The organism is Pseudoalteromonas sp. MMG007 (assembly GCF_018100985.1).
In the GTDB taxonomy this organism is placed as follows: Bacteria; Pseudomonadota; Gammaproteobacteria; order Enterobacterales; family Alteromonadaceae; genus Pseudoalteromonas.
The window spans coordinates 1-24715 of record NZ_JAGJEI010000011.1; the positions used below are offsets into that span (position 1 = coordinate 1).

General features: G+C 42.8%; 19 protein-coding genes and 1 tRNA gene. 6 read left to right on the top strand and 14 right to left on the bottom strand.

The window, feature by feature from the left end:
• Nucleotides 1-62 precede the first annotated feature (62 nt).
• The 14 genes from fusA to deoC form a co-directional block, all read right to left on the bottom strand.
• The gene (fusA, locus tag J8L71_RS12985) at nucleotides 63-2177 is read right to left on the bottom strand and encodes an elongation factor G (RefSeq protein WP_211000913.1); all 2115 of its coding nucleotides are present in this window, start codon (nucleotides 2175-2177) and stop codon (nucleotides 63-65) included.
• A 27-nt stretch (nucleotides 2178-2204) separates the two neighbouring features.
• Nucleotides 2205-2675, bottom strand: coding sequence for a 30S ribosomal protein S7 (rpsG, locus tag J8L71_RS12990; RefSeq protein ID WP_010392135.1), 471 nt, complete (start codon nucleotides 2673-2675; stop codon nucleotides 2205-2207).
• A gap of 97 nt (nucleotides 2676-2772) precedes the next feature.
• Nucleotides 2773-3147: a 30S ribosomal protein S12 gene (rpsL, locus tag J8L71_RS12995; protein ID WP_002958885.1), complete on the bottom strand. Its 375-nt coding sequence runs from the start codon at nucleotides 3145-3147 to the stop codon at nucleotides 2773-2775.
• A 193-nt stretch (nucleotides 3148-3340) separates the two neighbouring features.
• Nucleotides 3341-7513: a DNA-directed RNA polymerase subunit beta' gene (gene rpoC / locus J8L71_RS13000; RefSeq protein WP_211000914.1), complete on the bottom strand. Its 4173-nt coding sequence runs from the start codon at nucleotides 7511-7513 to the stop codon at nucleotides 3341-3343.
• Nucleotides 7514-7617: 104 nt separating this feature from the next.
• A complete protein-coding gene (gene rpoB / locus J8L71_RS13005; protein ID WP_211000915.1) occupies nucleotides 7618-11643 on the bottom strand; it encodes a DNA-directed RNA polymerase subunit beta in 4026 nt (1341 codons plus the stop codon).
• Nucleotides 11644-11914: 271 nt separating this feature from the next.
• Entirely contained in the window at nucleotides 11915-12277 is a 363-nt protein-coding gene (gene rplL, locus J8L71_RS13010; protein WP_211000916.1) for a 50S ribosomal protein L7/L12, read from the bottom strand.
• A 76-nt stretch (nucleotides 12278-12353) separates the two neighbouring features.
• Nucleotides 12354-12848: a 50S ribosomal protein L10 gene (gene rplJ, locus J8L71_RS13015; protein ID WP_004588207.1), complete on the bottom strand. Its 495-nt coding sequence runs from the start codon at nucleotides 12846-12848 to the stop codon at nucleotides 12354-12356.
• 326 nt (nucleotides 12849-13174) lie between these two features.
• Nucleotides 13175-13879, bottom strand: a complete 705-nt coding sequence (gene rplA / locus J8L71_RS13020; protein WP_058549282.1) for a 50S ribosomal protein L1 — start codon at nucleotides 13877-13879, stop codon at nucleotides 13175-13177.
• A 3-nt stretch (nucleotides 13880-13882) separates the two neighbouring features.
• A complete protein-coding gene (gene rplK / locus J8L71_RS13025; RefSeq protein ID WP_002958879.1) occupies nucleotides 13883-14311 on the bottom strand; it encodes a 50S ribosomal protein L11 in 429 nt (142 codons plus the stop codon).
• Nucleotides 14312-14525: 214 nt separating this feature from the next.
• Entirely contained in the window at nucleotides 14526-15083 is a 558-nt protein-coding gene (gene nusG / locus J8L71_RS13030; RefSeq protein WP_006791264.1) for a transcription termination/antitermination protein NusG, read from the bottom strand.
• A 4-nt stretch (nucleotides 15084-15087) separates the two neighbouring features.
• Nucleotides 15088-15465: a preprotein translocase subunit SecE gene (gene secE / locus J8L71_RS13035; protein WP_058549280.1), complete on the bottom strand. Its 378-nt coding sequence runs from the start codon at nucleotides 15463-15465 to the stop codon at nucleotides 15088-15090.
• Between the two features lie 132 nt (nucleotides 15466-15597).
• Nucleotides 15598-15674, bottom strand: a tRNA-Trp gene (locus tag J8L71_RS13040).
• 106 nt (nucleotides 15675-15780) lie between these two features.
• A complete protein-coding gene (locus tag J8L71_RS13045; RefSeq protein WP_211000917.1) occupies nucleotides 15781-16629 on the bottom strand; it encodes an SPFH domain-containing protein in 849 nt (282 codons plus the stop codon).
• Nucleotides 16630-16642: 13 nt separating this feature from the next.
• On the bottom strand, nucleotides 16643-17386 hold the full coding sequence (gene deoC, locus J8L71_RS13050) for a deoxyribose-phosphate aldolase (RefSeq protein WP_211000918.1): 744 nt from the start codon (nucleotides 17384-17386) through the stop codon (nucleotides 16643-16645).
• Nucleotides 17387-17669: 283 nt separating this feature from the next.
• Between deoC and cysG the strand changes: the two genes are divergently transcribed.
• Genes cysG through cysQ form a run of 6 tightly spaced genes read left to right on the top strand, consistent with a single transcriptional unit; the run spans nucleotide 17670 to nucleotide 24627 of the window.
• Nucleotides 17670-19097 carry a siroheme synthase CysG gene (gene cysG, locus J8L71_RS13055; protein WP_211000919.1) on the top strand — a complete coding sequence of 476 codons (1428 nt, stop codon included), beginning with the start codon at nucleotides 17670-17672 and terminating at the stop codon, nucleotides 19095-19097.
• A 48-nt stretch (nucleotides 19098-19145) separates the two neighbouring features.
• Nucleotides 19146-20045 (top strand): sulfate adenylyltransferase subunit CysD, encoded by a 900-nt coding sequence (cysD, locus tag J8L71_RS13060; RefSeq protein ID WP_211000920.1) that lies wholly within the window; start codon nucleotides 19146-19148, stop codon nucleotides 20043-20045.
• Nucleotides 20045-21469 carry a sulfate adenylyltransferase subunit CysN gene (cysN, locus tag J8L71_RS13065; protein WP_211000921.1) on the top strand — a complete coding sequence of 475 codons (1425 nt, stop codon included), beginning with the start codon at nucleotides 20045-20047 and terminating at the stop codon, nucleotides 21467-21469. The genes cysD and cysN overlap by 1 nt, the downstream gene beginning before the upstream one ends.
• A gap of 31 nt (nucleotides 21470-21500) precedes the next feature.
• Nucleotides 21501-23225 carry an SLC13 family permease gene (locus J8L71_RS13070; RefSeq protein ID WP_211000922.1) on the top strand — a complete coding sequence of 575 codons (1725 nt, stop codon included), beginning with the start codon at nucleotides 21501-21503 and terminating at the stop codon, nucleotides 23223-23225.
• A 29-nt stretch (nucleotides 23226-23254) separates the two neighbouring features.
• The gene (cysC, locus tag J8L71_RS13075; protein ID WP_211000923.1) at nucleotides 23255-23851 is read left to right on the top strand and encodes an adenylyl-sulfate kinase; all 597 of its coding nucleotides are present in this window, start codon (nucleotides 23255-23257) and stop codon (nucleotides 23849-23851) included.
• A 5-nt stretch (nucleotides 23852-23856) separates the two neighbouring features.
• On the top strand, nucleotides 23857-24627 hold the full coding sequence (gene cysQ, locus J8L71_RS13080) for a 3'(2'),5'-bisphosphate nucleotidase CysQ (RefSeq protein WP_211000924.1): 771 nt from the start codon (nucleotides 23857-23859) through the stop codon (nucleotides 24625-24627).
• Nucleotides 24628-24715: the final 88 nt, after the last annotated feature.

Here is a 24715-nt window from a genome sequence, read left to right on the forward strand (position 1 = left end):
CTTAAAAAATTCCTAATTAAGAAATTAAAGCCTGACCCACTATTGAGCCAGACAAGCTAAAATCATATTACAGCGCGAGCTGAAATTATTGTATCTGCAACCTGTTTAGAGGCTTCAGCGTACTTCAGAAACTCCATAGAGTATGAGGCACGGCCCTGTGTTGCAGATCGTAAAGCAGTTGCATAACCAAACATTTCAGAAAGAGGAACTTGAGCATTAATTTGCTTAAGTCCACCTATTGCATCTTCCATGCCTTCGATCATGCCGCGACGACGGTTAAGGTCGCCAACTACATCACCCATGTTTGAGTCAGGAGTGATTACTTCAACCTTCATCATTGGCTCTAATAATACAGGGTCAGCTTCTAGCGCCCCGTTTCTCATTGCCATTGAACCTGCTACTTTAAATGCCATTTCATTCGAATCTACATCATGGAATGAACCATCATATAGAGTCGCTTTAACGCCAAGTAATGGGTAGCCTGCCAGTACACCTTGAGACATTTGCTCTTGGAGACCTTTGTCTACCGCAGGGATAAATTCTTTAGGAACAGAACCACCTACCGTTTCGTTAACGAACTCATAAGTTGGTGCTTCATCATCCGAAATATCCATCGGTTCAAGTTTAACCCAGACGTGACCATATTGACCACGACCACCTGATTGACGTATAAACTTCCCTTCAACTTCAACAGTTGAACGAATAGCTTCTCGGTAGGCAACCTGCGGCTTACCAACGTTACATTCAACACTGAATTCACGTTTCATACGGTCGACAATGATATCTAGGTGAAGCTCACCCATGCCAGAGATTATAGTCTGGCCTGATTCTTCGTCAGTTTGTACGCGAAAAGAAGGATCTTCTGCCGCTAGTTTACCTAGCGCGATGCCCATCTTATCTTGGTCAGCGATTGTGCGAGGCTCAACCGCAACAGAGATAACTGGTTCAGGGAATTCCATACGCTCAAGCGTAATAATAGAATTCGGATCACACAGTGTTTCACCTGTTGTTACGTCTTTAAGACCAATAGCTGCCGCGATGTCGCCTGCGTAAACTTCTTTGATCTCTTCACGTGAGTTTGAATGCATCTGTACGATACGGCCAAGTCGCTCACGCTTACTTTTAACTGGGTTATAAACCGCGTCACCCTGTTTAACAGTACCAGAGTAAACACGGAAAAAGGTTAAAGTGCCAACAAACGGGTCTGTTGCAATCTTAAATGCGAGTGCAGCAAACGGCGCTTTATCATCAGCTGGACGTTCTTCCTCAGTACCATTTTCTAAGATACCTTGGATTTGTTTCACTTGTGTTGGTGCTGGCATGTACTCAACAACGCCATCAAGCACAGCTTGAACGCCTTTGTTTTTAAATGCGCTACCACACGTAATGGGAACAATCTCGTTCGCTAATGTGCGTTGACGTAAAGCAGATTTAATCTCTGCTTCACTTAACTCTTCACCTTCTAAGTACTTATCCATTAGTTCTTCAGAGGCTTCAGCTGCACTTTCAACTAAATGAGAGTGCCATTCTTCAGCTAACTCTTGAAGTTCTGCCGGTATTGCCTCATAAGAGAAAGTCATACCTTGGTCCGCTTGGTTCCAGTTAATGGCTTTCATTTTTATAAGGTCAATTACACCTTTAAAGTCGTCTTCAGCGCCAATTGGCAACTGGATTGGAACAGGCGTTGCTCCAAGACGAGATTTCACCTGGCTAACAACCGTTAAGAAGTCAGCGCCCGTGCGATCCATTTTATTTACGAAGATCATTCTCGGAACTTCGTATTTGTTCGCTTGACGCCAAACTGTCTCAGTTTGCGGCTGTACACCTGATGAAGCACAAAGAACAACTACCGCACCATCTAATACGCGTAAAGAACGCTCTACTTCGATAGTGAAATCTACGTGTCCTGGAGTATCAATAATATTGATACGATGGTCGTCAAATTGAGCGTCCATCCCTTTCCAGAAACACGTTGTTGCAGCAGAAGTGATTGTGATACCACGCTCTTGTTCCTGCTCCATCCAATCCATAGTTGCGGCGCCATCATGTACTTCACCGATCTTATGAGAAAGACCCGTGTAGAACAGAACACGTTCTGTTGTGGTGGTTTTGCCTGCATCTACGTGAGCTACTATGCCGATATTACGGTAGCGCTCAAGTGGAGTTGTACGTGCCATATGATCCTCTTAAAGGTTAAGGACAGATTACCAACGGTAATGTGCGAATGCTTTATTCGCTTCAGCCATACGGTGAACGTCTTCACGTTTCTTAACCGCAGTGCCTTTGTTGTCAGCAGCGTCAACGATTTCTTGAGCTAAACGTAAGCCCATAGATTTTTCGCCACGCTTACGTGCAGCGTCTACTAACCAACGCATACCTAATGCGTTGCGACGTACTGGACGTACTTCAACTGGTACTTGATAAGTTGAACCACCAACACGGCGAGATTTAACCTCTACCTGTGGACGGATGTTATCAAGTGCAGTTTCAAAGATTTCTAGGTGCGACTTGCCTGATTTCTCAGCAGCCACGTCTAGCGCACCATAAACAATTTTTTCAGCAGTAGATTTCTTGCCGTCTAACATTACGATGTTAACGAATTTAGCAAGAAGTTCCGATCCGAACTTAGGATCTGGAAGAATTTTACGTTGACCTATTACGCGTCTTCTAGGCATTTTGTATCTCCGGTTTATTCAGGTTTGTCCTTTTGGAACAATCACCCAAAACAATAATTAATAATATTTAGTGCTTGGCCTTACTAACGGAAAACAATTAGCCTTTAGGGCGTTTTGCACCGTATTTAGAACGAGCTTGACGACGGTCGCTAACGCCTGCACAGTCAAGTGCACCACGTACAGTGTGAAAACGCACACCTGGTAAATCTTTAACACGACCACCACGGATTAGGATTACACTATGCTCTTGAAGGTTATGACCTTCACCACCAATGTATGAAGTTACTTCGAAACCGTTAGTTAAACGTACACGAGCTACTTTACGTAACGCCGAGTTTGGTTTCTTAGGTGTAGTTGTATATACGCGAGTACATACACCACGCTTTTGCGGACACGCTTTAAGCGCAGCTGAGTTACTTTTAGTAACCTTGCTACGACGTGGCTTACGCACTAGCTGGTTAATAGTTGCCATTTAAATAGCTCCTGAAATTAAAATTACTACTGAAAAAAATAAAAAAATCCGCCCTTTTTACAAGCTTGTAACATACATGCAAGTAAATGGGTGGCGGAATTTTAATGAGCAAAGTTTAACCTGTCAACCTAAACTGATAGCAAGACAGAATATATCTGCCTTACTATCACTTAATCTATTGATTAAGAACAGTTTATTGATTTCCAGACAAATCAGCGTTTAAAGCATCAGTTAGTGCTTGAGTTGCCTCTTCTGCACTTACTGTTTGCTCTTCAACAACTAAACTTTGCTTACGACGTGCCATGCGATCCTGGTGATACGCAAAACCGGTTCCGGCTGGGATCAAACGACCCACTATTACGTTTTCTTTCAGACCGCGAAGCTCATCGCTCTTACCATTCACTGCTGCATCTGTAAGAACACGTGTTGTTTCTTGGAAAGACGCTGCTGAGATGAAAGATTCTGTTGCAAGTGATGCTTTCGTGATACCCATAAGTTGTATTTCAAACTTCGCTGGGATTTTACCTTGTTTTTCAAGGTCACGATTAGCGATATTAACGCGAGCTACTTCAATTTGCTCACCCGCTAAGAACTCAGTATCACCACCGTGTATAATTGTACATTTACGGATCATCTGACGGATAATTGTTTCAATGTGCTTGTCATTGATCTTAACGCCTTGCAAACGGTAAACCTCTTGCACTTCGTTAACGATGTAGTTAGCAACATGAGTCACACCACGTAGGCGTAAGATGTCATGTGGTGATTCAGGACCATCGGCGATAACTTCACCTTTAGACACTTGCTCACCTTCAAACACGTTAAGTTGACGCCACTTAGGAATCATTTCTTCGTAATGATCGCCTTCAGCTGGAGTAATAACTAAACGCTTCTTACCTTTAGTTTCTTTACCGAAGCTAATAGTACCTGTGATCTCAGCTAAGATAGCTGGCTCTTTAGGTTTACGCGCTTCAAATAAGTCGGCTACGCGTGGTAGACCACCCGTGATATCACGAGTTTTCGAACCTTCTTGTGGAATACGTGCTAACACGTCACCAGGGTTTGCAGTCGCACCATCTGTCACTTCAATAGTAGTGAATGAAGGTAAACGTGTTTCTTGCAGACCGCGCTCTTCACTTTCGATGATAAGCTTAGGCTCTTTCGCATTGGCTTTAGCAAGGTCTTTAACAACAATACGAGTTAAACCGGTTAGTTCATCGGTTTGTGTCTCTGTATTTGAGTCATCGATATCGCTGAACGATACTTTTGACTTATGCTCAAGAACAATTGGGTGACTATGCGGGTCCCAAGTAGCAACAATGTCGTTACCTTGAACTTCAGCATTGTCTTGCACTGTTAATACCGCACCGTAAGGTACTTTATAACGCTCTTTTTCACGACCATAGCTATCAATGATAGTGATCTCAGTAGAACGTGAGGTAATAACAATCTTACCGTCTGTGTTTAATACGTATTTAGCGTTGTGCAGTTTTAATGTACCGTTAGTTTTAACTTGTACATTATTTTCAGCTGACGCTCTTGATGCCGCACCACCGATGTGGAATGTACGCATCGTAAGCTGTGTACCCGGCTCACCGATTGACTGCGCCGCGATAACACCTACAGATTCACCCGCGTTGATGATATGACCACGTGCAAGGTCACGACCATAACACTTAGCACATACACCAAAGTCGTTATCACATGTGATAACTGATCGTACGCGAACTTCATCTACTGAGTGCTCTTCTAAAAGGTCACACAGTTTTTCGTCAAGCATGATATTACGTTCAACAAGTACTGTGTTAGTACCTGGAATAACGATATCTTCAGCAACAACACGACCAAGAACACGTTCACGAAGTGCTTCTACAACATCACCACCTTCAATAAGCGGTTTCATTGTTAAGCCATCTTCTGTGCCACAGTCGTCTTCGTTGATTACCAAATCTTGTGCAACGTCGACTAAACGACGCGTTAGGTAACCCGAGTTCGCTGTTTTCAGTGCTGTATCGGCAAGACCTTTACGCGCACCGTGCGTTGAGATGAAGTACTGAAGTACGTTTAGACCTTCACGGAAGTTAGCCGTGATTGGCGTCTCGATGATTGAACCATCTGGACGTGCCATTAGACCACGCATACCTGCTAGCTGACGGATCTGAGCGGCACTACCACGAGCACCAGAGTCGGCCATCATAAACACTGAGTTAAATGACGGTTGCTCTTCTTCTTCACCTTTAGCATTAATAACCATGTCTTTTGACAAGTTGGCCATCATTTCACGTGATAAGTTTTCGTTTACACGTGACCAGATATCGATAACTTTATTGTACTTTTCACCAGCCGTTACAAGACCTGATTGGAATTGTTGGTTGATTTCAGTTACTTCAGCCTCAGCTGATTCAATGATCTGTGCTTTAACTGGCGGGATAACTAAGTCATCAATACCAATTGAAACACCTGACTTCATTGCGTAGTGGAAACCGGTGTACATAACTTGGTCAGCAAACACAACAGTGTCTTTTAGACCTAGACGACGGTAACACTCGTTTAATAAGCTAGAAATCTGCTTTTTACCTAATGCTTGGTTGATTGACTCAAACGGCATACCTTTAGGTAAAATTAGAGACAGAATCGCACGACCAACAGTAGTGTCGATGATAGTAATAGTATCTTCTACTACACCGTCTTCGTTCTTAACTGATTGGCTAATACGCACTTTCACGCGAGCGTGAAGTTCTGCATTACCGCTACGGTATGCTTTTTCTGCTTCTTTAGGATCTTTAAATACAATGCCTTCGCCTTTCGCATTAATGCGATCGCGCGTCATGTAGTAAAGACCTAATACAACATCCTGTGAAGGAACGATGATTGGCTCACCATTCGCAGGAGATAAGATGTTGTTTGTAGACATCATTAGTGCACGTGCTTCAAGCTGCGCTTCGATTGTTAACGGTACGTGTACCGCCATTTGGTCACCATCGAAATCGGCGTTGTAAGCCGCACATACTAATGGGTGTAAATGGATCGCTTTACCTTCGATAAGCACAGGTTCAAACGCTTGGATACCCAAACGGTGAAGTGTTGGTGCACGGTTAAGTAATACTGGATGTTCACGAATTACTTCGTCTAATACATCCCATACTTCCGCTACTTCACGTTCAACCATCTTCTTAGCAGCTTTGATTGTCGTAGCCATGCCGCGACGCTCTAGTTTGCCATAGATAAATGGTTTGAATAACTCAAGTGCCATCTTCTTAGGAAGACCACATTGATGAAGCTTAAGTGTAGGACCAACCGTGATTACAGAACGGCCAGAGTAATCTACACGCTTACCAAGTAAGTTCTGACGGAAACGACCTTGCTTACCCTTGATCATATCAGCAAGAGATTTAAGAGGACGTTTGTTAGAACCTGTTATAGCACGACCACGACGACCGTTATCAAGTAGCGCATCTACCGCTTCTTGTAACATACGTTTTTCATTGCGTACGATAATATCTGGTGCAGCTAAATCTAATAGACGCTTAAGACGGTTATTACGGTTAATAACACGACGGTAAAGGTCATTTAGATCAGAAGTCGCAAAACGACCACCGTCTAGTGGTACTAATGGACGTAGATCAGGTGGCAATACTGGAAGTACTGTCATGATCATCCACTCAGGGTTATTACCTGATTGGTGGAACGATTCCATTAATTTAAGACGTTTAGTGATCTTCTTACGCTTAGTTTCAGAGTTAATTGTTGGTAACTCTTCACGCATTTCTGCAATTAATTGGCCAAGATCAAGTTCACGAAGCAAATCTAATACTGCTTCAGCACCCATCTTAGCTTCAAATTCATCACCATGCTCTTCTAATGAATCTAGGTATTCTTCTTCACCTAAAAGCTGACCACGTTCAAGCGTAGTCATACCAGGCTCAGTTACTACGAATGATTCGAAGTAAAGAACACGTTCAATATCACGAAGCGTCATATCAAGCATTAAGCCGATACGTGACGGTAATGATTTTAAAAACCATATATGTGCTACTGGGCTCGCAAGGTCGATATGACCCATACGATCACGACGCACTTTAGTAAGTGTAACTTCAACGCCACACTTCTCACAGATCACACCACGGTGTTTAAGGCGTTTATATTTACCACATAAACACTCATAATCTTTCACTGGGCCGAAAATACGGGCACAGAATAAGCCATCGCGCTCAGGCTTGAAAGTACGGTAGTTAATAGTCTCAGGTTTCTTTACTTCACCGTATGACCATGAACGAACCATGTCTGGTGAAGCAAGACCTATGCGAATTGCATCGAATTCTTCGGTCTTATTTTGTTGCTTCAGAAACTTAAGTAAGTCTTTCACCTTAGCTCTCCTGTCGGAGTTAATCTTGAGGACGGGTAGTCTCGTCCCTACATTCTATTCAGCCGTAACAGATGCTGCAGGGTTAACTGCAGCATCTAATTGGCTTAATTTTCTTCCAACTCGATGTTGATACCCAGTGAGCGGATTTCTTTCAACAATACGTTGAACGATTCTGGCATACCTGGTTCCATTTTATGGTTACCATCAACGATGTTTTTATACATCTTAGTACGACCGTTCACGTCATCCGATTTCACTGTTAGCATTTCTTGTAGAGTGTAAGCAGCACCGTAAGCTTCAAGTGCCCATACTTCCATCTCACCAAAACGCTGGCCACCGAACTGTGCTTTACCACCCAGCGGCTGCTGAGTAACAAGGCTGTAAGAACCAGTAGAACGTGCGTGCATCTTGTCATCAACCAAGTGGTTAAGTTTAAGCATGTACATGTAACCTACAGTTACTTGACGTTCAAACTGATCGCCAGTACGGCCATCATAGAGTGTAACCTGACCACTTCTCGGGTATCCACCAAGCTCTAACATGTCTTTGATTTCGTTTTCTTTCGCGCCATCAAATGCAGGAGTAGCGATTGGTAAACCACCTTTTAAGTTTTCAGCTAAACGACGAATTTCATCATCAGAGAAGCTTGCAATATCTACTTCTTGACGAGATTCACCGATTTCGTAAGCTTGCTTGATGAATTCACGTAGCTCATGAAGCTCACGTTGTTCCTTCATCATTTCCTCTAAGCGCTCACCAATACCACGTGCAGCTAGACCCATGTGTGTTTCAAGGATCTGACCGATGTTCATTCGTGATGGTACACCTAGTGGATTCAGTACGATATCTACCGTACGACCTTTATCATCGTATGGCATATCTTCTACTGGTACGATAGTCGAGATAACACCTTTGTTACCGTGACGACCCGCCATTTTATCACCTGGTTGGATACGACGTTTAACAGCTAGGTATACTTTAACAATCTTAAGTACGCCTGGTGCTAAGTCATCACCCTGAGTAATTTTACGACGTTTATTTTCAAACTTCTTATCGTATTCAGCTTTAAGCTCATCGTACTGAGATGCTAATTGCTCAAGTTCAGCTTGCTTGTCTTCTTCAGCAAGGCTTTGAGTAAGTAGCTTTTCAGCATTCATTGACGCTAAGTTGCTTTCTTCGAAGCCTGAATTCACAAGTAACTTGCGAGCACGTCCTAAAACGCCAGCTTCTAAAATGCGGAACTCTTCGTTGAAGTCTTTCTTCGCTTCGCGAAGCTGCATATCTTCAACTTCTAACGCACGTTTATCTTTTTCAACACCATCGCGGGTGAAAACTTGTACGTCAATTACAGTACCAGTTACAGAGTTTGGTACACGTAAAGAGCTGTCTTTAACGTCAGACGCTTTTTCGCCGAAGATAGCACGCAGTAGCTTCTCTTCAGGTGTTAATTGCGTCTCGCCTTTCGGAGTCACTTTACCTACTAGGATATCGCCGCCTTTAACTTCAGCACCAATATAAACAACGCCTGATTCATCAAGCTTGCCTAGTGCAGACTCTCCCACATTCGGAATATCTGCAGTGATCTCTTCAGGACCTAATTTAGTATCACGGGCAACACACTGTAGTTCTTGAATATGAATAGTCGTTAGACGATCTTCTTCAACTACGCGCTCTGATAGTAAGATTGAATCCTCGAAGTTGTAACCGTTCCATGGCATGAATGCCACGCGAAGGTTTTGACCAAGGGCTAAATCACCTAAGTCAGTCGAAGGACCATCTGCTAACACGTCACCACGAGTAACCGGTTCGCCAACCATACAAGTTGGTTTTTGGTTAATACATGTATTTTGGTTAGAACGTGTGTATTTGGTTAAGTTGTAGATGTCGATGCCCGCTTCACCTGGAATGCGTTCTTCTTCATGTACGTTTACAACGATGCGACTTGCGTCAGCATACATTACTTCACCACCACGTTTAGCAACAATCGTTACACCAGAATCTTTTGCTAGTGTTAACTCAATACCAGTACCTACTAACGGCTTATCCGCTTTCAATGTTGGTACTGCTTGACGTTGCATGTTTGAACCCATCAATGCACGGTTAGCATCATCGTGTTCTAAGAACGGGATAAGTGCTGCCGCTACAGAGATCACCTGTTGTGGTGATACATCCATATATTGCTGATCCATACGACCCATAAAGGTAGATTCACCTTTGTGACGACATGGAATAAGTTCATCAACAAACTCATTGGTTTCAGTTAAGTTTGAGTTCGCCTGTGCGATAACAAACTGACCTTCTTCAATGGCTGATAAGTAATCAACTTCATCAGTTACAACACCGTCTACCACTTTGCGGTAAGGTGTTTCTAAGAAACCATAGTCATTTGTACGTGCGTACGTAGACAATGAGTTAATTAGACCGATGTTTGGACCCTCAGGAGTCTCGATTGGACATACGCGACCGTAGTGAGTTACGTGAACGTCACGTACTTCAAAGCCAGCGCGTTCACGAGTTAGACCGCCCGGACCTAATGCAGAAATACGACGCTTATGCGTTACTTCTGATAGCGGGTTATTTTGGTCCATAAACTGTGATAACTGAGACGAGCCGAAGAACTCTTTAACCGCTGCCGAAATAGGCTTAGCGTTAATAAGATCTTGTGGCATTATCGCGTCAAGGTCACCTAAGCTTAAACGCTCACGTACAGCACGTTCTACACGTACTAAACCTACACGGAATTGGTTCTCAGCCATTTCGCCAACACTACGTATACGACGGTTGCCTAAGTGGTCAATATCATCAACATCGCCTTGACCGTTACGAATAGCAATTAATACTTTCATAACAGACACGATGTCTTCTTTATTTAATGTGCCAGGGCCTGTATCAGTATCATAACCAACACGGCTGTTGAACTTCATACGACCTACAGTAGATAAGTCATAACGCTCTTCAGAGAAGAACAAGTTCTCAAATAAGGCTTCAGCCGCGTCTTTCGTCGGTGGCTCGCCTGGGCGCATCATGCGATAAATTTCTACTAATGCTTCTAAACGGTTGCTTGAAGAGTCAATGTTTAATGTATTTGACATGTAAGCACCGCTGTCCACTTCATTGATATATAACGTATCAATTTTAGTGTGACCAGCTTTAACCAATTCAGCCATCAATTCTAGAGATAGCTCGTCATTAGCGTTTGCAATCACTTCACCTGTTGACTCATCAACATAGTTTTTAGCTACAATACGGCCAATGATGTACTCATGTGGTACTTCTAATTGATTAATGCCTTTCTTCTCGATGCTCTTGATATGACGTGCCGTAATACGACGACCCGCTTCAACAAGTACTTCACCGTCTTCGCCTTTGATATCAAAAGCGGCAGTTTCACCACGTAAACGTGAAGGTACAAGTTCCATAAGAACTTTACCGTCAGTTACTTCAAACGCAGTGTTATCGAAGAACATATCTAGGATTTGTTCGCTAGAATACTCTAGTGCACGTAAAATGATAGACGCCGGTAATTTACGACGACGGTCAATACGAACGTATAGGTTATCTTTTGCATCAAATTCGAAGTCTAACCATGAACCACGGTAAGGTATAACGCGAGCGTTATATAATACTTTACCCGATGAATGGGTTTTACCGCGGTCGTTATCAAAGAATACACCAGGGCTACGGTGTAGCTGAGAAACGATAACACGCTCTGTACCATTGATTACAAAAGTACCGGTATCGGTCATGAGCGGAATTTCGCCCATGTAAACTTCTTGCTCTTTAATGTCTTTAACTGTGCCTGGAGCTTCTTTGTCCATAACTACAAGACGCAGTTTCACGCGAAGTGGAGCAGAATAAGTCACACCGCGAATTTGACATTCTTTTACATCGAATACTGGCTCACCAATACGATAACTTACGTATTGAAGCTCAGAATTTCCCGAGTAGCTTTTAATTGGGAACACAGAACGGAAGGCAGCTTCCAAACCATGATCGCCATCAGCGTCCGGGACTAAGAATTTTTTAAACGATTCTAACTGCGTCGACAGTAAGAAAGGTATATCCAAAACTTGTGGACGTTTACCAAAATCCTTACGGATACGTTTCTTTTCAGAATAAGAGTAAGCCATGGGGTTCCTCAGCTTGCTGATCTTTGACCCGACCTGTTCTTGTAAGAACAGACTTAACTGGCATCTAAGCCAAGATTTACAACATTTAATTGTTGTTCTAATAAACTCCCCTTCACAACACTAGCAAACTATAAAGCGTTGAAAGTAAAGAGAAAATCAGATTTTATTTGAGCTATAGGAATACATCGCTCTATAGCGCAAAAAGGCCGGTGATTAAATAATCACCAGCCCTTGCCTGATTTCTCAGGCAGCGAACTTAGCAAAAGCTAAATTACTTAACCTCAACTTCAGCACCAGCTTCAGTAAGGTCTTTTTGAAGTGCTTCAGCTTCTTCTTTAGATACACCTTCTTTGATAGGTGCAGGAGCAGCTTCAACAAGCGCTTTCGCTTCTTTAAGGCCAAGGCCAGTTGCGCTACGAACAGCTTTGATTGCAGCAACCTTGTTAGCGCCAGCGCCAGTAAGGATTACGTCAAACTCTGTTTTCTCTTCAGCAGCTTCAGCAGCTGGACCAGCTACCATTGCAGCTGCAGCAGTTACGCCGAATTTTTCTTCCATTGCTTCGATAAGAGCAACAACGTCCATTACTGACATTTCAGCAATTGCGTCAAGGATTTGGTCTTTAGTTACAGACATTACAAATTTCCTAATAATTAACGGACTCTAGGTCCAAATAAATTTTACACCGAAAGGGAGGTTAAACAGCTTAAAATTAAGCAGCTTGCTCTTCTTTCTGTACACGTACTGCTTCAATTGTTTTACACAATTTGCCAGCAGACGCTTCTTTCATAGCGCTCATTAAGCGTGCAACAGCTTCGTCGTATGTAGGTAATGTAGCAAGCATTGCTGCGTCTACGATGTTACCTTCAAAAGCGGCCGTTTTAAGCTCAAATTTCTCATTCTTTTTCGCGAAATCTGAAAAGATACGCGCAGCAGCACCAGGGTGCTCTGATGAGAAAGCGATTAAGCTTGGACCAACTAACGAGTCAGATAGACATTCAAATTCAGTACCTTCAACAGCACGTTTTGCTAGCGTGTTACGAACAACTTTCATCCATACACCAGCTTCACGAGCTTCTTTACGAAGGGCTGTAATTGCGCCTACTGCTACACCACGAGAATCTGCAACAACTGCAGAAAGAGCACCATTGGCTGCTTCGTTGACTTCAGCAACAATTGCTTTTTTGCCTTGAAGATTTAAAGCCATGGGTGTTACTCCTGGTTTAATGGGGTTACCGACATTCGGCTTCCCTGTTTTTACTCTTCCCCACCAAAATATCTGATGGAGATGCTTTTTACGGCGAGAGCCAGAAGGATTAGGAAAAATCTATCTGGGGATTCACACCGTCTACGTAGGTAATCATTAAGGCCGAAACCGCCTACGGTCTTGGACGGAAGCCCAATTTATCGACTTACCAGAGGCGCACCGAAATTATGGACTTCAACCCGAATTCTTTACTTTGCCAATTAATAAATTAATCAACAAAATGGCGCAAAATTATAGTATAAATTTCGCGCCATGTAAACACCAAATTAAGCTACAACTGTGCTTAAAGTGTTTTGGTCAACAGAAACACCTGCGCCCATTGTTGTAGAGATAGTTACTTTTTTCAAGTAAACACCTTTAGCTTGAGAAGGTTTAGCCTTCTTAAGCGCAACAATTAGAGCTTCAAGGTTTTGTTGAAGTTGCTCAGCAGTGAAATCAACCTTACCGATAGTAGTATGGATGATGCCATTTTTGTCATTACGGTAACGTACTTGACCTGCTTTAGCATTTTTAACTGCTTCTGCAACGTTAGGCGTTACAGTACCAGTTTTAGGGTTTGGCATTAGACCACGTGGGCCTAAGATTTGACCTAGTTGACCAACAACACGCATAGCGTCTGGTGATGCAACAACAACGTCAAAGTTCATCTCGCCTTTTTTAACTAGTTCAGCAAGATCTTCCATGCCTACTAATTCAGCACCGGCTTCTTTTGCAGCTTCTGCATTAGCGCCTTGTGTGAATACAGCAACACGAACGTCACGGCCAGTACCGTTAGGTAGTACAGTTGCACCACGAACGTTTTGGTCAGATTTACGAGCATCGATACCAAGGTTAACGGCAACGTCAACACTTTCTACGAATTTAGCTGTCGCTAACTCTTTTAAAAGAGCAACTGCTTCATTGATTTCGTAATCTTTAGTTACTTCCACTTTTTCGCGGATAGTACGCATACGTTTAGTTAATTTAGCCATTTCTTAGTCCTCTACGTTCAAGCCCATCGCACGCGCAGAACCTGCGATAGTGCGAACCGCTGCGTCCATATCGGCAGCTGTAAGGTCAGTTCGTTTTGTCTCAACAATCTCTTCAAGTTGAGCACGAGTTACTGTGCCTACTTTATCAGTGTTAGGACGGCCTGAGCCTGACTTGATACCAGCAGCTTTCTTAAGTAAGTAAGCAGCAGGTGGCGTTTTCATGTCGAACGTAAATGAACGGTCACCGTAAACAGAGATCACTACAGGAACTGGAGCGCCTTTTTCGATAGACTCTGTACGTGCGTTAAACGCTTTACAGAATTCCATGATGTTTACACCGTGTTGACCTAGTGCAGGACCTACTGGAGGACTAGGATTAGCCATACCAGCGGCAACTTGTAGCTTGATTAAAGCTTCAACTTTTTTAGCCATTATAAATACCTCATTTGGTGGGTCTTAGCCTTGTGCGCGCGAGGACGCGTACTCTAACGGCTTCCCAGTTTAAAAATTGGTTTCGTACTTTTTGTACAGTAAAAATAAATTTTTACCTTAATACAAAAAGGCCGCTGATTATAAGTTAATCAGCGGCCTTTTTCAAGCTTCGTGCCAAAATTTATAAAAACTTTGGCGAAGCTTTTTTAATCAATTACTTATCTTGCTCAACTTGACCAAATTCAAGCTCAACCGGCGTAGAACGACCAAAAATAAGTACAGATACTTTTACGCGGCTCTTTTCGTAGTCAACTTCTTCAACCACACCGCTAAAGTCTGCAAATGGGCCATCAGTAACGCGTACAACTTCACCTGGTTCAAATAATGTAGCAGGTTTAGGTGCTTCAGCATTTTCTTGTAGGCGGTTAAGTATACGATCAGCTTCTTTTGAGCTAATAGGCGCTGGACGGTCAGAAGTACCACCAATAAAGCCCATTACGCGTTCTGTGCTGTTCACTAAGTGCCAGCTAGCATCGTTCATATCCATTTGTACTAATACGTAACCTGGAAAGAATTTACGCTCAGATTTACGCTTTTGACCAGCGCGCATCTCAACAACTTCTTCAGTTGGTACTAATATCTCACCAAAGCTCTCTTCAAGGCCTTCGATTTTAATATGTTCAGTTAACGTTTGTGCCACACGCTTTTCGTAACCCGAAAAAGCTTGTACTACATACCAACGTAACTTAATTTCTTTGTTCTCATCCGACATGGGATCAGATCTCCAATCCAGTTAAAAAGCCTACAGCGCGGAATAAAATGCCATCTAATCCCCAAAGGATGAGCGCCATAATCACTGTTGCAACCATTACAATTAATGTCGTGTGGGTAGTTTCTTGACGCGTTGGCCAAATTACTTTGCGTACTTCAATGCGTGCTTCTTTAGCGAAAGCAAGGAAAGTACGTCCCTTAAATGTTTGCGAGGCAATACCTAAACCAGCTGCTATTGCAATTACAACGCCAATAGCACGTAGTAATACAGACTGATCTGCAAACATGTGATTACCAACAACTGCGCCTGCAAGTAGCGCGATAGCTACTAACCACTTTACTGACTCCATCGCACTTGATGGTGTTTCTACATTCGTGCTCATAATATTATTACCCTAACTACAGACACAACAACCCTACACAATGGCAGGGTTAATCCATTAAAATCTAAACTTAAAAACAGACTTATTTAAACCGATTTTTAACCCCAGACTTACTCAACTAACAAGTAAAATTGGCAGGGGCGGAGAGATTCGAACTCCCAACCGTCGGTTTTGGAGACCGCTGTTCTACCAATTGGAACTACGCCCCTGCAAAGTGGATGCCTATTATACTTACGCAAATCATTTACACAAGCCTAAAAGATACCCACATTGCAAAATCTCGATAAACAATTAAGTCCTTAATAATAAAAAGGCTTAATTAGCGCCTTTTACCAACGGCACACCGTTATTTCCAACCGGAATATAAACAGTTGTATGATTTGGCGACTCAGCCATTTTAGCTTGTGCATTTATTGCTTCATGTTGTAAATAATTGGCCGTTAAAGTTGCGTTGATAATTTTTTGAGCTTGCGCTATTCCCTTTGCTTCTTCAACCCTTATTTCAGCATCTTTACGGGCTATCTCTTTTTGCGTTTCTTTTTCAGCTAATAGCTGTTGCGCTGCGAGTTTTTTCTCTACCGCGTTGGCAACAATAGCGGGGTAGTTAATATCCCCCACCACTACATTGGCTAATTTAAACGGCGTAGTTAATAAATAACTTTGCAAACGTAGGCTTACCTCTTTAGCTATTTTTTCACGGTTGGTTTTTAGCTGCCCGCTATCATACTTTTGAACAATATCGCGTACATAGGTTCTAAACGTTTCACGCACAAAGCGTTTATACCAGTTCTCAGCGCCGTACTCTTCTACAACTGTTTTTACCGAGCCACTTTGAATTCCTATCACTGCGTGAAAATCAAATTTAATATTTAAGTCATCATTAGCAAGTATTCTAAATTTTTCAGTGTATGTGTTAGGCCTCATATCAATATTTACCACTTCGTTTCGAAGTAATGACATACCGTAATTAGCAGGGCCCTTCATGGTACCTTGATAACCACCTTCACCAAATACGCGCGGCTTTTCGTATACATACCCTTCTTCACCTGCTGGCGTGCTTGGGTTAGTACACGCAGTTAAGCCAAACACAACAACTCCGGCCACAATGGCACCTTTAACTAAGTTATTGATTAAACTTTGCATCCCTGAGTTTCTTGTTCTCATTATTTGTCCTTGTTTATTTCTCTAATACTTTATACACATCACTTAATAAGCTTGAGGCACCAAACCTAAAGGTATCAGCCTGTAAGTAGTCATCACCCATTATTGTACATGTTAGTGCTAAATAGTCCTTTGCATCGGCGACTGTTTTAACACCGCCAGCTGCTTTAAAGCCTACGCGCTTACCTGATTGCTTGATTGCACTAAGCATCACTTTTGTTGCTTCAAGTGTCGCATTGACAGCCACTTTACCTGTGCTGGTTTTTACAAAGTCGGCACCACCTTGAATAGCTAAGTTAGTTGCTTTAATGATTAACTCATCCGTTTTTAGCTCGCCGGTTTCTATAATTACTTTTAATTGGGCCTGTGTGCCGCAAGCTTTTTTACTTTGCTGTATATATTCAAGCACGGTGTTCTCATCGCCGGCAATAAGTGCTTTATAGGGTATAACTAAATCGATTTCATCGGCGCCGCGCTCAATAGCAATAAGCGTTTCGTTTATTACGTCGCTAAGCGGTGCATCGCCCGTTGGGAAGTTAGTAACCGTGGCTACTTTAACTTGATTAAGCTCTCGTGCTGCTAACGCAATTTTTGCATCGTCCACAAAATCACTGTAAACGCATACCGCAGCGGGCGTGCCTAACTTAGGGGTTATGCTATTTATAAGCTGTTGAATATCGCTCGTAGTATCTGAGCTATTTAGGCTCGTTAAATCCATAAGTGATACAGCTAATTGAGCGTTATCATATTGTTCAGTCATAAGTAATCCATTTATTGGGCAATAAATTAATGTTACTGCCATAGTAACAAATTAACGTAATCTCGCTATAGCTCATAACCAAACACTATAAGCTTGTTATTTTACTTGTAACCCCCCGCAATACCTTGTTAACTAAGTCTTAGGACTAAAAAGGCCACCAATTATAACTTTTAGTTATATCAACTTGGTTTTAATTATTTTTTACTTATTGATAGCCGCTATATTCTGCCCAATAGAATAAAGCGTTTTCTTATATTTGAATTTGTTTAGGGGTGTTATAAACGTGCAGTATTTACCTATCTTTACCAAACTCGACAACAAGCCAGTTTTGGTTGTTGGCGGTGGAGAGGTCGCATTACGCAAGTGTCGCGCGTTTTTAAAAGCTCGCGCAAACGTAACCTTAGTAGCACCTTGGTTTTGCGACGAGTTAAAAGAGCATGCCCACAATAACGAAGTAACGCTTATTGATGCCTATTTTGATGAGTCGCACCTTGATGGCAAAATGCTGGTTATAGCAGCCACAGACTTAGACGAAGTAAACAATAATGTATTTGAGCTGGCAAACGCACGCAACGTGTTTGTAAACGTGGTTGATGACCAGCCTAAATGTACGTTTATATTCCCATCAATAGTAGATCGCGACCCAATAACCATTGCTATATCAAGTGCAGGCACCGCACCAGTACTTGCACGGCGTTTACGTGAAAAGCTCGAAACGTTAATCCCACAACACATTGGCCCACTGGCTACTTTAGTTGGCAGCTTTAGAGATAAAGTAAAACAGCGCTTTAAACACTTTGCCGACCGCCGCCAGTTTTGGGAAGGCGTGTTTGATTCATCAGTCGTGAGCAAAGTACAAACCGGTAATACCGATGCAGCACAAGCGCAGCTAGAGCAAATGCTTGATGCCAAAGCAGAGCCAGAGGGCGAAGTGTATGTAGTAGGTGCTGGCCCTGGCGACCCTGAGCTTTTAACCCTTAAAGCACTGCAACTAATGCAGCAAGCTGACGTCGTAGTATACGACTACTTAGTATCTGATGAAATTATGGAATTAGTTCGCCGTGATGCCGATCTAGTATGCGTAGGCAAACGTTTAGGCGATCATAGTGTAGCCCAAGAAGATACCAACCAAATGCTGGTTGATTTTGCCAAGCAAGGCAAAAAAGTGTGCCGTATTAAAGGGGGCGATCCCTTTATTTACGGCCGTGGCGGTGAAGAAGTACAAGTACTGGCTGCCAACAACGTAAGTTATCAAATAGTACCGGGTATTACGGCAGCTGCAGGTTGTAGCGCGTATGCAGGTATTCCACTTACGCATCGTGATCACGCACAGGCCATTCAATTTGTAACAGGGCATTGTAAAAAAGATGGTCAAGAACTTGATTGGCAATCGCTGGCTAAAGCGCATCAAACCTTAGCTATTTACATGGGCGTTATAAAATCACCCCACATTCAAGCTGAGCTGCTAAATCATGGCCGCAGCGCAGCCACACCGGTTGCCATTATTGAAAACGGCACACGTAAAAATCAGCGTGTGGTTACGGGGCAATTAGGTGAGCTTGCTGATTTAATTGAACGCAATAGCATTGTTTCACCAGCGTTACTGATAATTGGCGAAGTAGCCGCCTTGCACTCACAGCTAGCTTGGTTTGGCCAAAACGAACAAACAAGTAGCTTTGCGCAGCCGCTAACCGACGTATCTAATTCATAATTATATCTAAATTTGTAACTTTTAATCATTTTAGTAGGACGACTAACAATGGCTTTAACTCACCTTCAGCAACTTGAAGCTGAAAGTATCAAAATCATGCGCGAAGTCGCCGCTGAGTTTGAGAACCCAGTAATGCTTTACTCTATTGGTAAAGATTCGTCGGTACTTTTGCACTTAGCGCGTAAAGCATTTTACCCTGCAAAAATTCCGTTTCCGTTATTGCACGTAGACACCAACTGGAAGTTTCGTGAAATGATTGAGTTTCGTGACCGTATTGCAAAAGAATACGGCTTTGACCTACTGGTACACAAAAACCCAGAAGGCATGGCAATGGGCATAAGCCCGTTTGAGCACGGCTCAGGTAAACATACCGACATAATGAAAACCCAAGGTTTAAAGCAAGCACTCGATAAATACGGCTTTGATGCTGCATTTGGTGGCGCACGCCGCGATGAAGAAAAGTCTCGCGCAAAAGAACGTGTTTACTCGTTCCGCGACAAACACCACCGTTGGGACCCTAAAAACCAGCGCCCAGAGCTTTGGAATACCTACAACAGCCAAGTTAACCCTGGTGAGAGTATTCGTGTATTCCCACTATCTAACTGGACTGAGCTTGATATTTGGCAATACATTTACCAAGAAAACATCGAAATGGTACCGCTTTATTTAGCTAAAGAGCGCCCAGTGGTTGAGCGCGACGGCACCTTAATTATGGTTGATGACGAGCGTATGCCGCTTGAAGAAGGTGAAGTACCGCAAATGAAATCGGTACGTTTTCGCACTTTAGGCTGTTACCCACTTACGGGTGCAGTTGAATCTACTGCTAGCAACCTAACTGAAATTATTGAAGAAATGCTGTTATCTACGTCATCAGAGCGTGAAGGCCGTGTAATCGATCACGACTCAGCAGGATCAATGGAGAAGAAAAAACGTGAGGGGTATTTCTAATGTCTACCAATACTAACGACACTATTAACGAAGTAAAAGAAATTGGCATAGACGCCTACCTAGCACGCCAACAAGATAAAAGCTTATTACGCATGCTTACCTGTGGCAGCGTAGATGATGGTAAATCAACACTGATTGGCCGCCTTTTGCACGACAGCCATCAAATTTATGAAGATCAGCTTGCTGCCCTTCATAAAGATAACGAAAAAGTAGGTAACGCAGGCGAAGAACTCGACTTAGCCCTACTGGTAGATGGCCTTCAAGCTGAGCGCGAGCAAGGCATTACCATTGACGTAGCGTACCGTTATTTTTCAACGGCTAAGCGTAAATTTATTATTGCCGATACCCCAGGGCACGAGCAATACACCCGCAACATGGTAACAGGCGCATCAACAAGTGATGTAGCCATTATTTTGGTTGATGCGCGTTACGGCGTGCAAGTACAAACTAAGCGCCATAGCTTTATTTGTGACTCGCTAGGCATTAAACAGTTTGTTGTAGCAGTAAATAAAATGGATATCGTTGATTTTGACGAAACCGTTTATGAAAAAATTAAGGCCGATTATCTTAAATTTGCTGAGCAGCTTAACGTATCAAACATTAAGTTTGTACCTATGTCGGCGCTTAAAGGCGACAACGTAGTAACGCGCTCTGCACATACGCCTTATTACACAGATAAGCCATTACTTGAGCTTTTAGAAGACTCTCCAGCGGCAGAAACCGATACCGGTTTTGAAGCACGTTTACCTGTGCAGTACGTGGTACGCCCTAACTTAAACTTCCGTGGTTTTCAGGGCACATTGGCATCAGGTAAATTACATGTTGGCGATGCAGTAAAAGTATTACCGTCGGGTAAAACATCAAGCATTAAAGAAATTGTGACCTTTAATGGCAACCTAGATCATGCAGAAGCTGGCCAAGCAATTACCGTTACCCTTAATAGCGAAATAGATATTAGCCGCGGTGATGTAATAGTACCTGCAAGCTCAACGGCTACGGTAACTAACCTTGTTCAAGCAAAACTTGTGTGGATGCACGAAGCGCCGCTTGTACTAGGTAAAAGCTACAACATTAAACTAGGTAGTAAAAATACATCTGTGGTGGTTAAAAAGATTGATCACACCATTGATGTAAATACCCTAGAGCACGGCACAGCCGACTCACTTCAGCTAAACGAAATTGCTATTGTAACGCTTGAATTAAGTGAAACAATTTTAGCTGACGAGTATCACAACAACCACGAAACTGGCTCATTTATCCTGATTGACCGCTTATCTAACTTAACGGTTGCAGCAGGTATGATTGAGCAAGTACTAAAAAGCGAAAAACAACAAAGCGATTTTAGCGACTTTGAAGTTGAATTTAATAGCTTAGTACGCAAGCACTTCCCGCATTGGCAAGCGCTTGATATTTCTAAGTTATAAGTTAACTTTAGCCTGTTAGGAATTTAAAAGCATGGTAGAACAGCTCGTTTTAACAGGCATTATGCTTACCTTAGTCGGGTGCCTTTTTGGCACCCGTATTAATCCAGCATGGTTATTTGTAAGTGCCATTGGTACTGGTTATTTAACCGGATTAATTGATCTTGAAAGCATGTTAGTTAATTACGCTAACCCGTCGCTTATTACCTTGGTATTACTGGTATTAGTGTCGATTGCAATTGAAAAAACCACCTTAATTCAAAAGTTAGCGCAATCACTATCTAAAGGTAGTTTAGTAAAGTCGGTTACAAAATTGGGGTTATCAACCGCCTTTTTATCGTCGTTTACTAACAATACCGCTGTTGTTGCATCGCTTATTACCGCAATAAAAGACAACCCTAATCACTCTCCATCAAAGTTATTATTACCGCTGTCGTACACCGCTATTTTGGGCGGTACTATTACGCTTATTGGTACGTCAACCAATTTAATAGTGAACGGTTTTGCAGTTGATGCAGGCATGGCGCCACTGGGCTTTTTTGACTTTACGCTTGTAGGCATTGGCGCATTAAGTGTGGGCCTCATAACTATTTTAGTGATGCTTAAATACCTGCCCGATAATGGCAAAAGCAATCAAGAAGTCGTGCCTTTTTACCTTGAAGGTAAAGTACAAGCTGGCTCTAAATTAATTGGCCGCACCGTAGAGGAAAACGGCCTGCGTGATTTAAAAGACTTATTCCTCGCGGAAATTATTCGCGATGGCAGCCGAATTTGCGCAGTCACCCCGCAGCAAATTATTAGGCAAAACGACGTACTGCTTTTTGTGGGCGATATTAAATCGGTGCCATTACTTACCCGTTTCGACGGCTTAAAAGTAGTTCACGACAATCATCAAAAAGACATAGAACACTTAGTAGAAGTTGTTGTAAGCCAATCCTCTAAATTTATAGGTAAAACCGTAAAAGAAGTCCGCTTTAGAGAGCAGTTTCATGCCGCAGTTATTGCTATTCGCCGTGGGCACGACCGCTTGCAAGGTGGCCTTGGGCAAGTGCAATTACAAGCAGGCGACTCGCTAATACTCGCACCAGGTAAAAACTTTTACAGCCTACCTAATTTAAAACGCGAATTTGTGTATATATCTGGACTCGACTTACAAACGCATTTAGCCCCTAAACAATCAAACATTGTATTACTAAGCTTTGCTGCAGTACTGGGTTTAAGTATTTTTTCGGTAGTGCCACTTGTTAAAGGTTTATTAGTCCTTTTAATTGGCCTAATGCTTAGCGGCACAATAAAGCTTAACGAAGTAAAGCGCCGTTTTCCGCTTGAGTTACTGGTTGTTGTAGGTAGCGCCATTGGCCTTGCCAAATTAATGATAGGCACCGGGCTTGCCGGGCAAATATCCGACGCCATGTTTATGGTGTTAGGGGATTTTGGCCCGTATGGCGCGTTTATAGCCATATTCTTAATGACCGTATTATTTACCGAGCTTATTACTAATAACGCCGCAGCTGCGCTGTCATTCCCAGTGGCTTACTCATTAGCGGTTGGTTTTAATGTAGACCCACTACCGTTTATTATGGCGGTTGCCTTTGGCGCATCAGCCAGTTTTATATCGCCATTTGGGTATCAAACTAACCTAATGGTTTACAGCGCGGGTAATTACCGCTTAAAAGATTACATAGTGATGGGCTTGCCCCTTTCTATTATTTATTCAATCACGGTATTAACCTTGATCCCACTGGTATTTCCTTTTTAATACCTAGGGCATTTAAAAGAGATTACACAATGGACGAAAATATTGTTTGGCATAACTACGCAACCACTAAAGCGCAGCGTAGCGAGCAAAAAAAGCATAAGCCTGCCATTTTATGGTTTACTGGCTTTTCAGGTTCTGGCAAAAGCACCGTAGCAAATGCATTAGAAGCAGCGCTTAATCAGCAAGGTACACACACCTACCTGCTCGATGGCGACAACGTGCGCCACGGCTTATGTAAAGATTTAGGCTTTAGCGACGAAGACCGCATTGAAAACATACGCCGCGTTGGCGAAACAGCCAAACTAATGACCGATGCAGGCTTATTAGTGCTTACCGCGTTTATCTCACCATTTAGAGCAGAGCGCGACATGGTGCGTAACTTAGTAGACGACGGCGAGTTTATTGAAGTATTTATAGATACTCCACTGGATGTATGTGAAAGCCGCGATCCTAAAGGCTTATATAAAAAAGCCCGCGCAGGAGAGATAAAACACTTCACCGGAATCGACTCAAGCTACGAAATACCTAACAACCCAGAAATAATTTTAGATACCAGTAAGAACACCCTAGACCAATCGGTTACTCAACTGATAACGTATCTAAAACAAAAGCATATTATAGGTTAACCCCAATGAACCAAACCGAGCTACTAGAAGAAACCCTCATCCTCGCCCGTAAAGCAGGCAACGCCATAATGGGGATTTACGAAAAGGACTTTAACGTTGAATACAAAGCCGATGAGAGCCCAGTAACCGACGCCGACTTAGCAGCTCATAAAGTGATTGTGGCAGGGCTACACCAACTCACCCCCGACATTCCAATACTCAGTGAAGAAAACGCTGACATAAGCTGGGATGTACGCCAAACGTGGAAAAGCTACTGGTTAGTTGACCCAATCGACGGCACTAAAGAATTTATTAAAAAGAACGGTGAATTTACCGTAAACATCGCCCTAATTAAAAACGGCATTCCTATTTTAGCCGTAGTAGATGCACCCGCCCTTGGCGTATCGTACTTAGCCGCCGAAGCCATTGGCGCATTTAAAGATAAAGGCGATGAGCGAATTGAGCTTAAAGTAACCACCAAACCTAATAAAGGGTTAATTCGTGTTGTAGGCAGCCGCTCGCACCCATCACCCGATTTAGCCGAGTTTGTGAAACGCTTTAATGAGGTTGAAATGGTGTCTAAAGGCAGCTCACTAAAACTGTGTTTAGTCGCTGAGGGTAGCGCCGACATTTACCCGCGCTTAGGTCCAACTTGCGAATGGGATACTGGCGCAGGCCATGCAATCGCTGAAATAGCCGGCGCTAAAGTGACTAAGCTTGATGGCAGCCCGCTTATTTATAACACCAAAGATGAATACTTAAATCCGTATTTTGTAGTGAGTGCGATAGAAGAGTAAAGGCCTAGAGCTGTTAGCGGTTAATTTAAAAGCAGCTCAGCGTTAAATTATTTGTAGGTCGGGATTTATCCCGTCATTTTGTCGGGCT

What these genes read in the sequence shown, in the direction of transcription:
- fusA (WP_211000913.1), bottom strand. Translation starts at nt 2,177, where the DNA reads ATGGCACGTACAACTCCACTTGAGCGCTACCGTAATATCGGCATAGTA.
- rpsG (WP_010392135.1), bottom strand. Translation starts at nt 2,675, where the DNA reads ATGCCTAGAAGACGCGTAATAGGTCAACGTAAAATTCTTCCAGATCCT.
- rpsL (WP_002958885.1), bottom strand. Translation starts at nt 3,147, where the DNA reads ATGGCAACTATTAACCAGCTAGTGCGTAAGCCACGTCGTAGCAAGGTT.
- rpoB (WP_211000915.1), bottom strand. Translation starts at nt 11,643, where the DNA reads ATGGCTTACTCTTATTCTGAAAAGAAACGTATCCGTAAGGATTTTGGT.
- rplL (WP_211000916.1), bottom strand. Translation starts at nt 12,277, where the DNA reads ATGTCTGTAACTAAAGACCAAATCCTTGACGCAATTGCTGAAATGTCA.
- rplJ (WP_004588207.1), bottom strand. Translation starts at nt 12,848, where the DNA reads ATGGCTTTAAATCTTCAAGGCAAAAAAGCAATTGTTGCTGAAGTCAAC.
- rplA (WP_058549282.1), bottom strand. Translation starts at nt 13,879, where the DNA reads ATGGCTAAATTAACTAAACGTATGCGTACTATCCGCGAAAAAGTGGAA.
- rplK (WP_002958879.1), bottom strand. Translation starts at nt 14,311, where the DNA reads ATGGCTAAAAAAGTTGAAGCTTTAATCAAGCTACAAGTTGCCGCTGGT.
- nusG (WP_006791264.1), bottom strand. Translation starts at nt 15,083, where the DNA reads ATGTCGGATGAGAACAAAGAAATTAAGTTACGTTGGTATGTAGTACAA.
- secE (WP_058549280.1), bottom strand. Translation starts at nt 15,465, where the DNA reads ATGAGCACGAATGTAGAAACACCATCAAGTGCGATGGAGTCAGTAAAG.
- J8L71_RS13045 (WP_211000917.1), bottom strand. Translation starts at nt 16,629, where the DNA reads ATGAGAACAAGAAACTCAGGGATGCAAAGTTTAATCAATAACTTAGTT.
- deoC (WP_211000918.1), bottom strand. Translation starts at nt 17,386, where the DNA reads ATGACTGAACAATATGATAACGCTCAATTAGCTGTATCACTTATGGAT.
- cysD (WP_211000920.1), top strand. Translation starts at nt 19,146, where the DNA reads ATGGCTTTAACTCACCTTCAGCAACTTGAAGCTGAAAGTATCAAAATC.
- cysN (WP_211000921.1), top strand. Translation starts at nt 20,045, where the DNA reads ATGTCTACCAATACTAACGACACTATTAACGAAGTAAAAGAAATTGGC.
- J8L71_RS13070 (WP_211000922.1), top strand. Translation starts at nt 21,501, where the DNA reads ATGGTAGAACAGCTCGTTTTAACAGGCATTATGCTTACCTTAGTCGGG.
- cysC (WP_211000923.1), top strand. Translation starts at nt 23,255, where the DNA reads ATGGACGAAAATATTGTTTGGCATAACTACGCAACCACTAAAGCGCAG.
- cysQ (WP_211000924.1), top strand. Translation starts at nt 23,857, where the DNA reads ATGAACCAAACCGAGCTACTAGAAGAAACCCTCATCCTCGCCCGTAAA.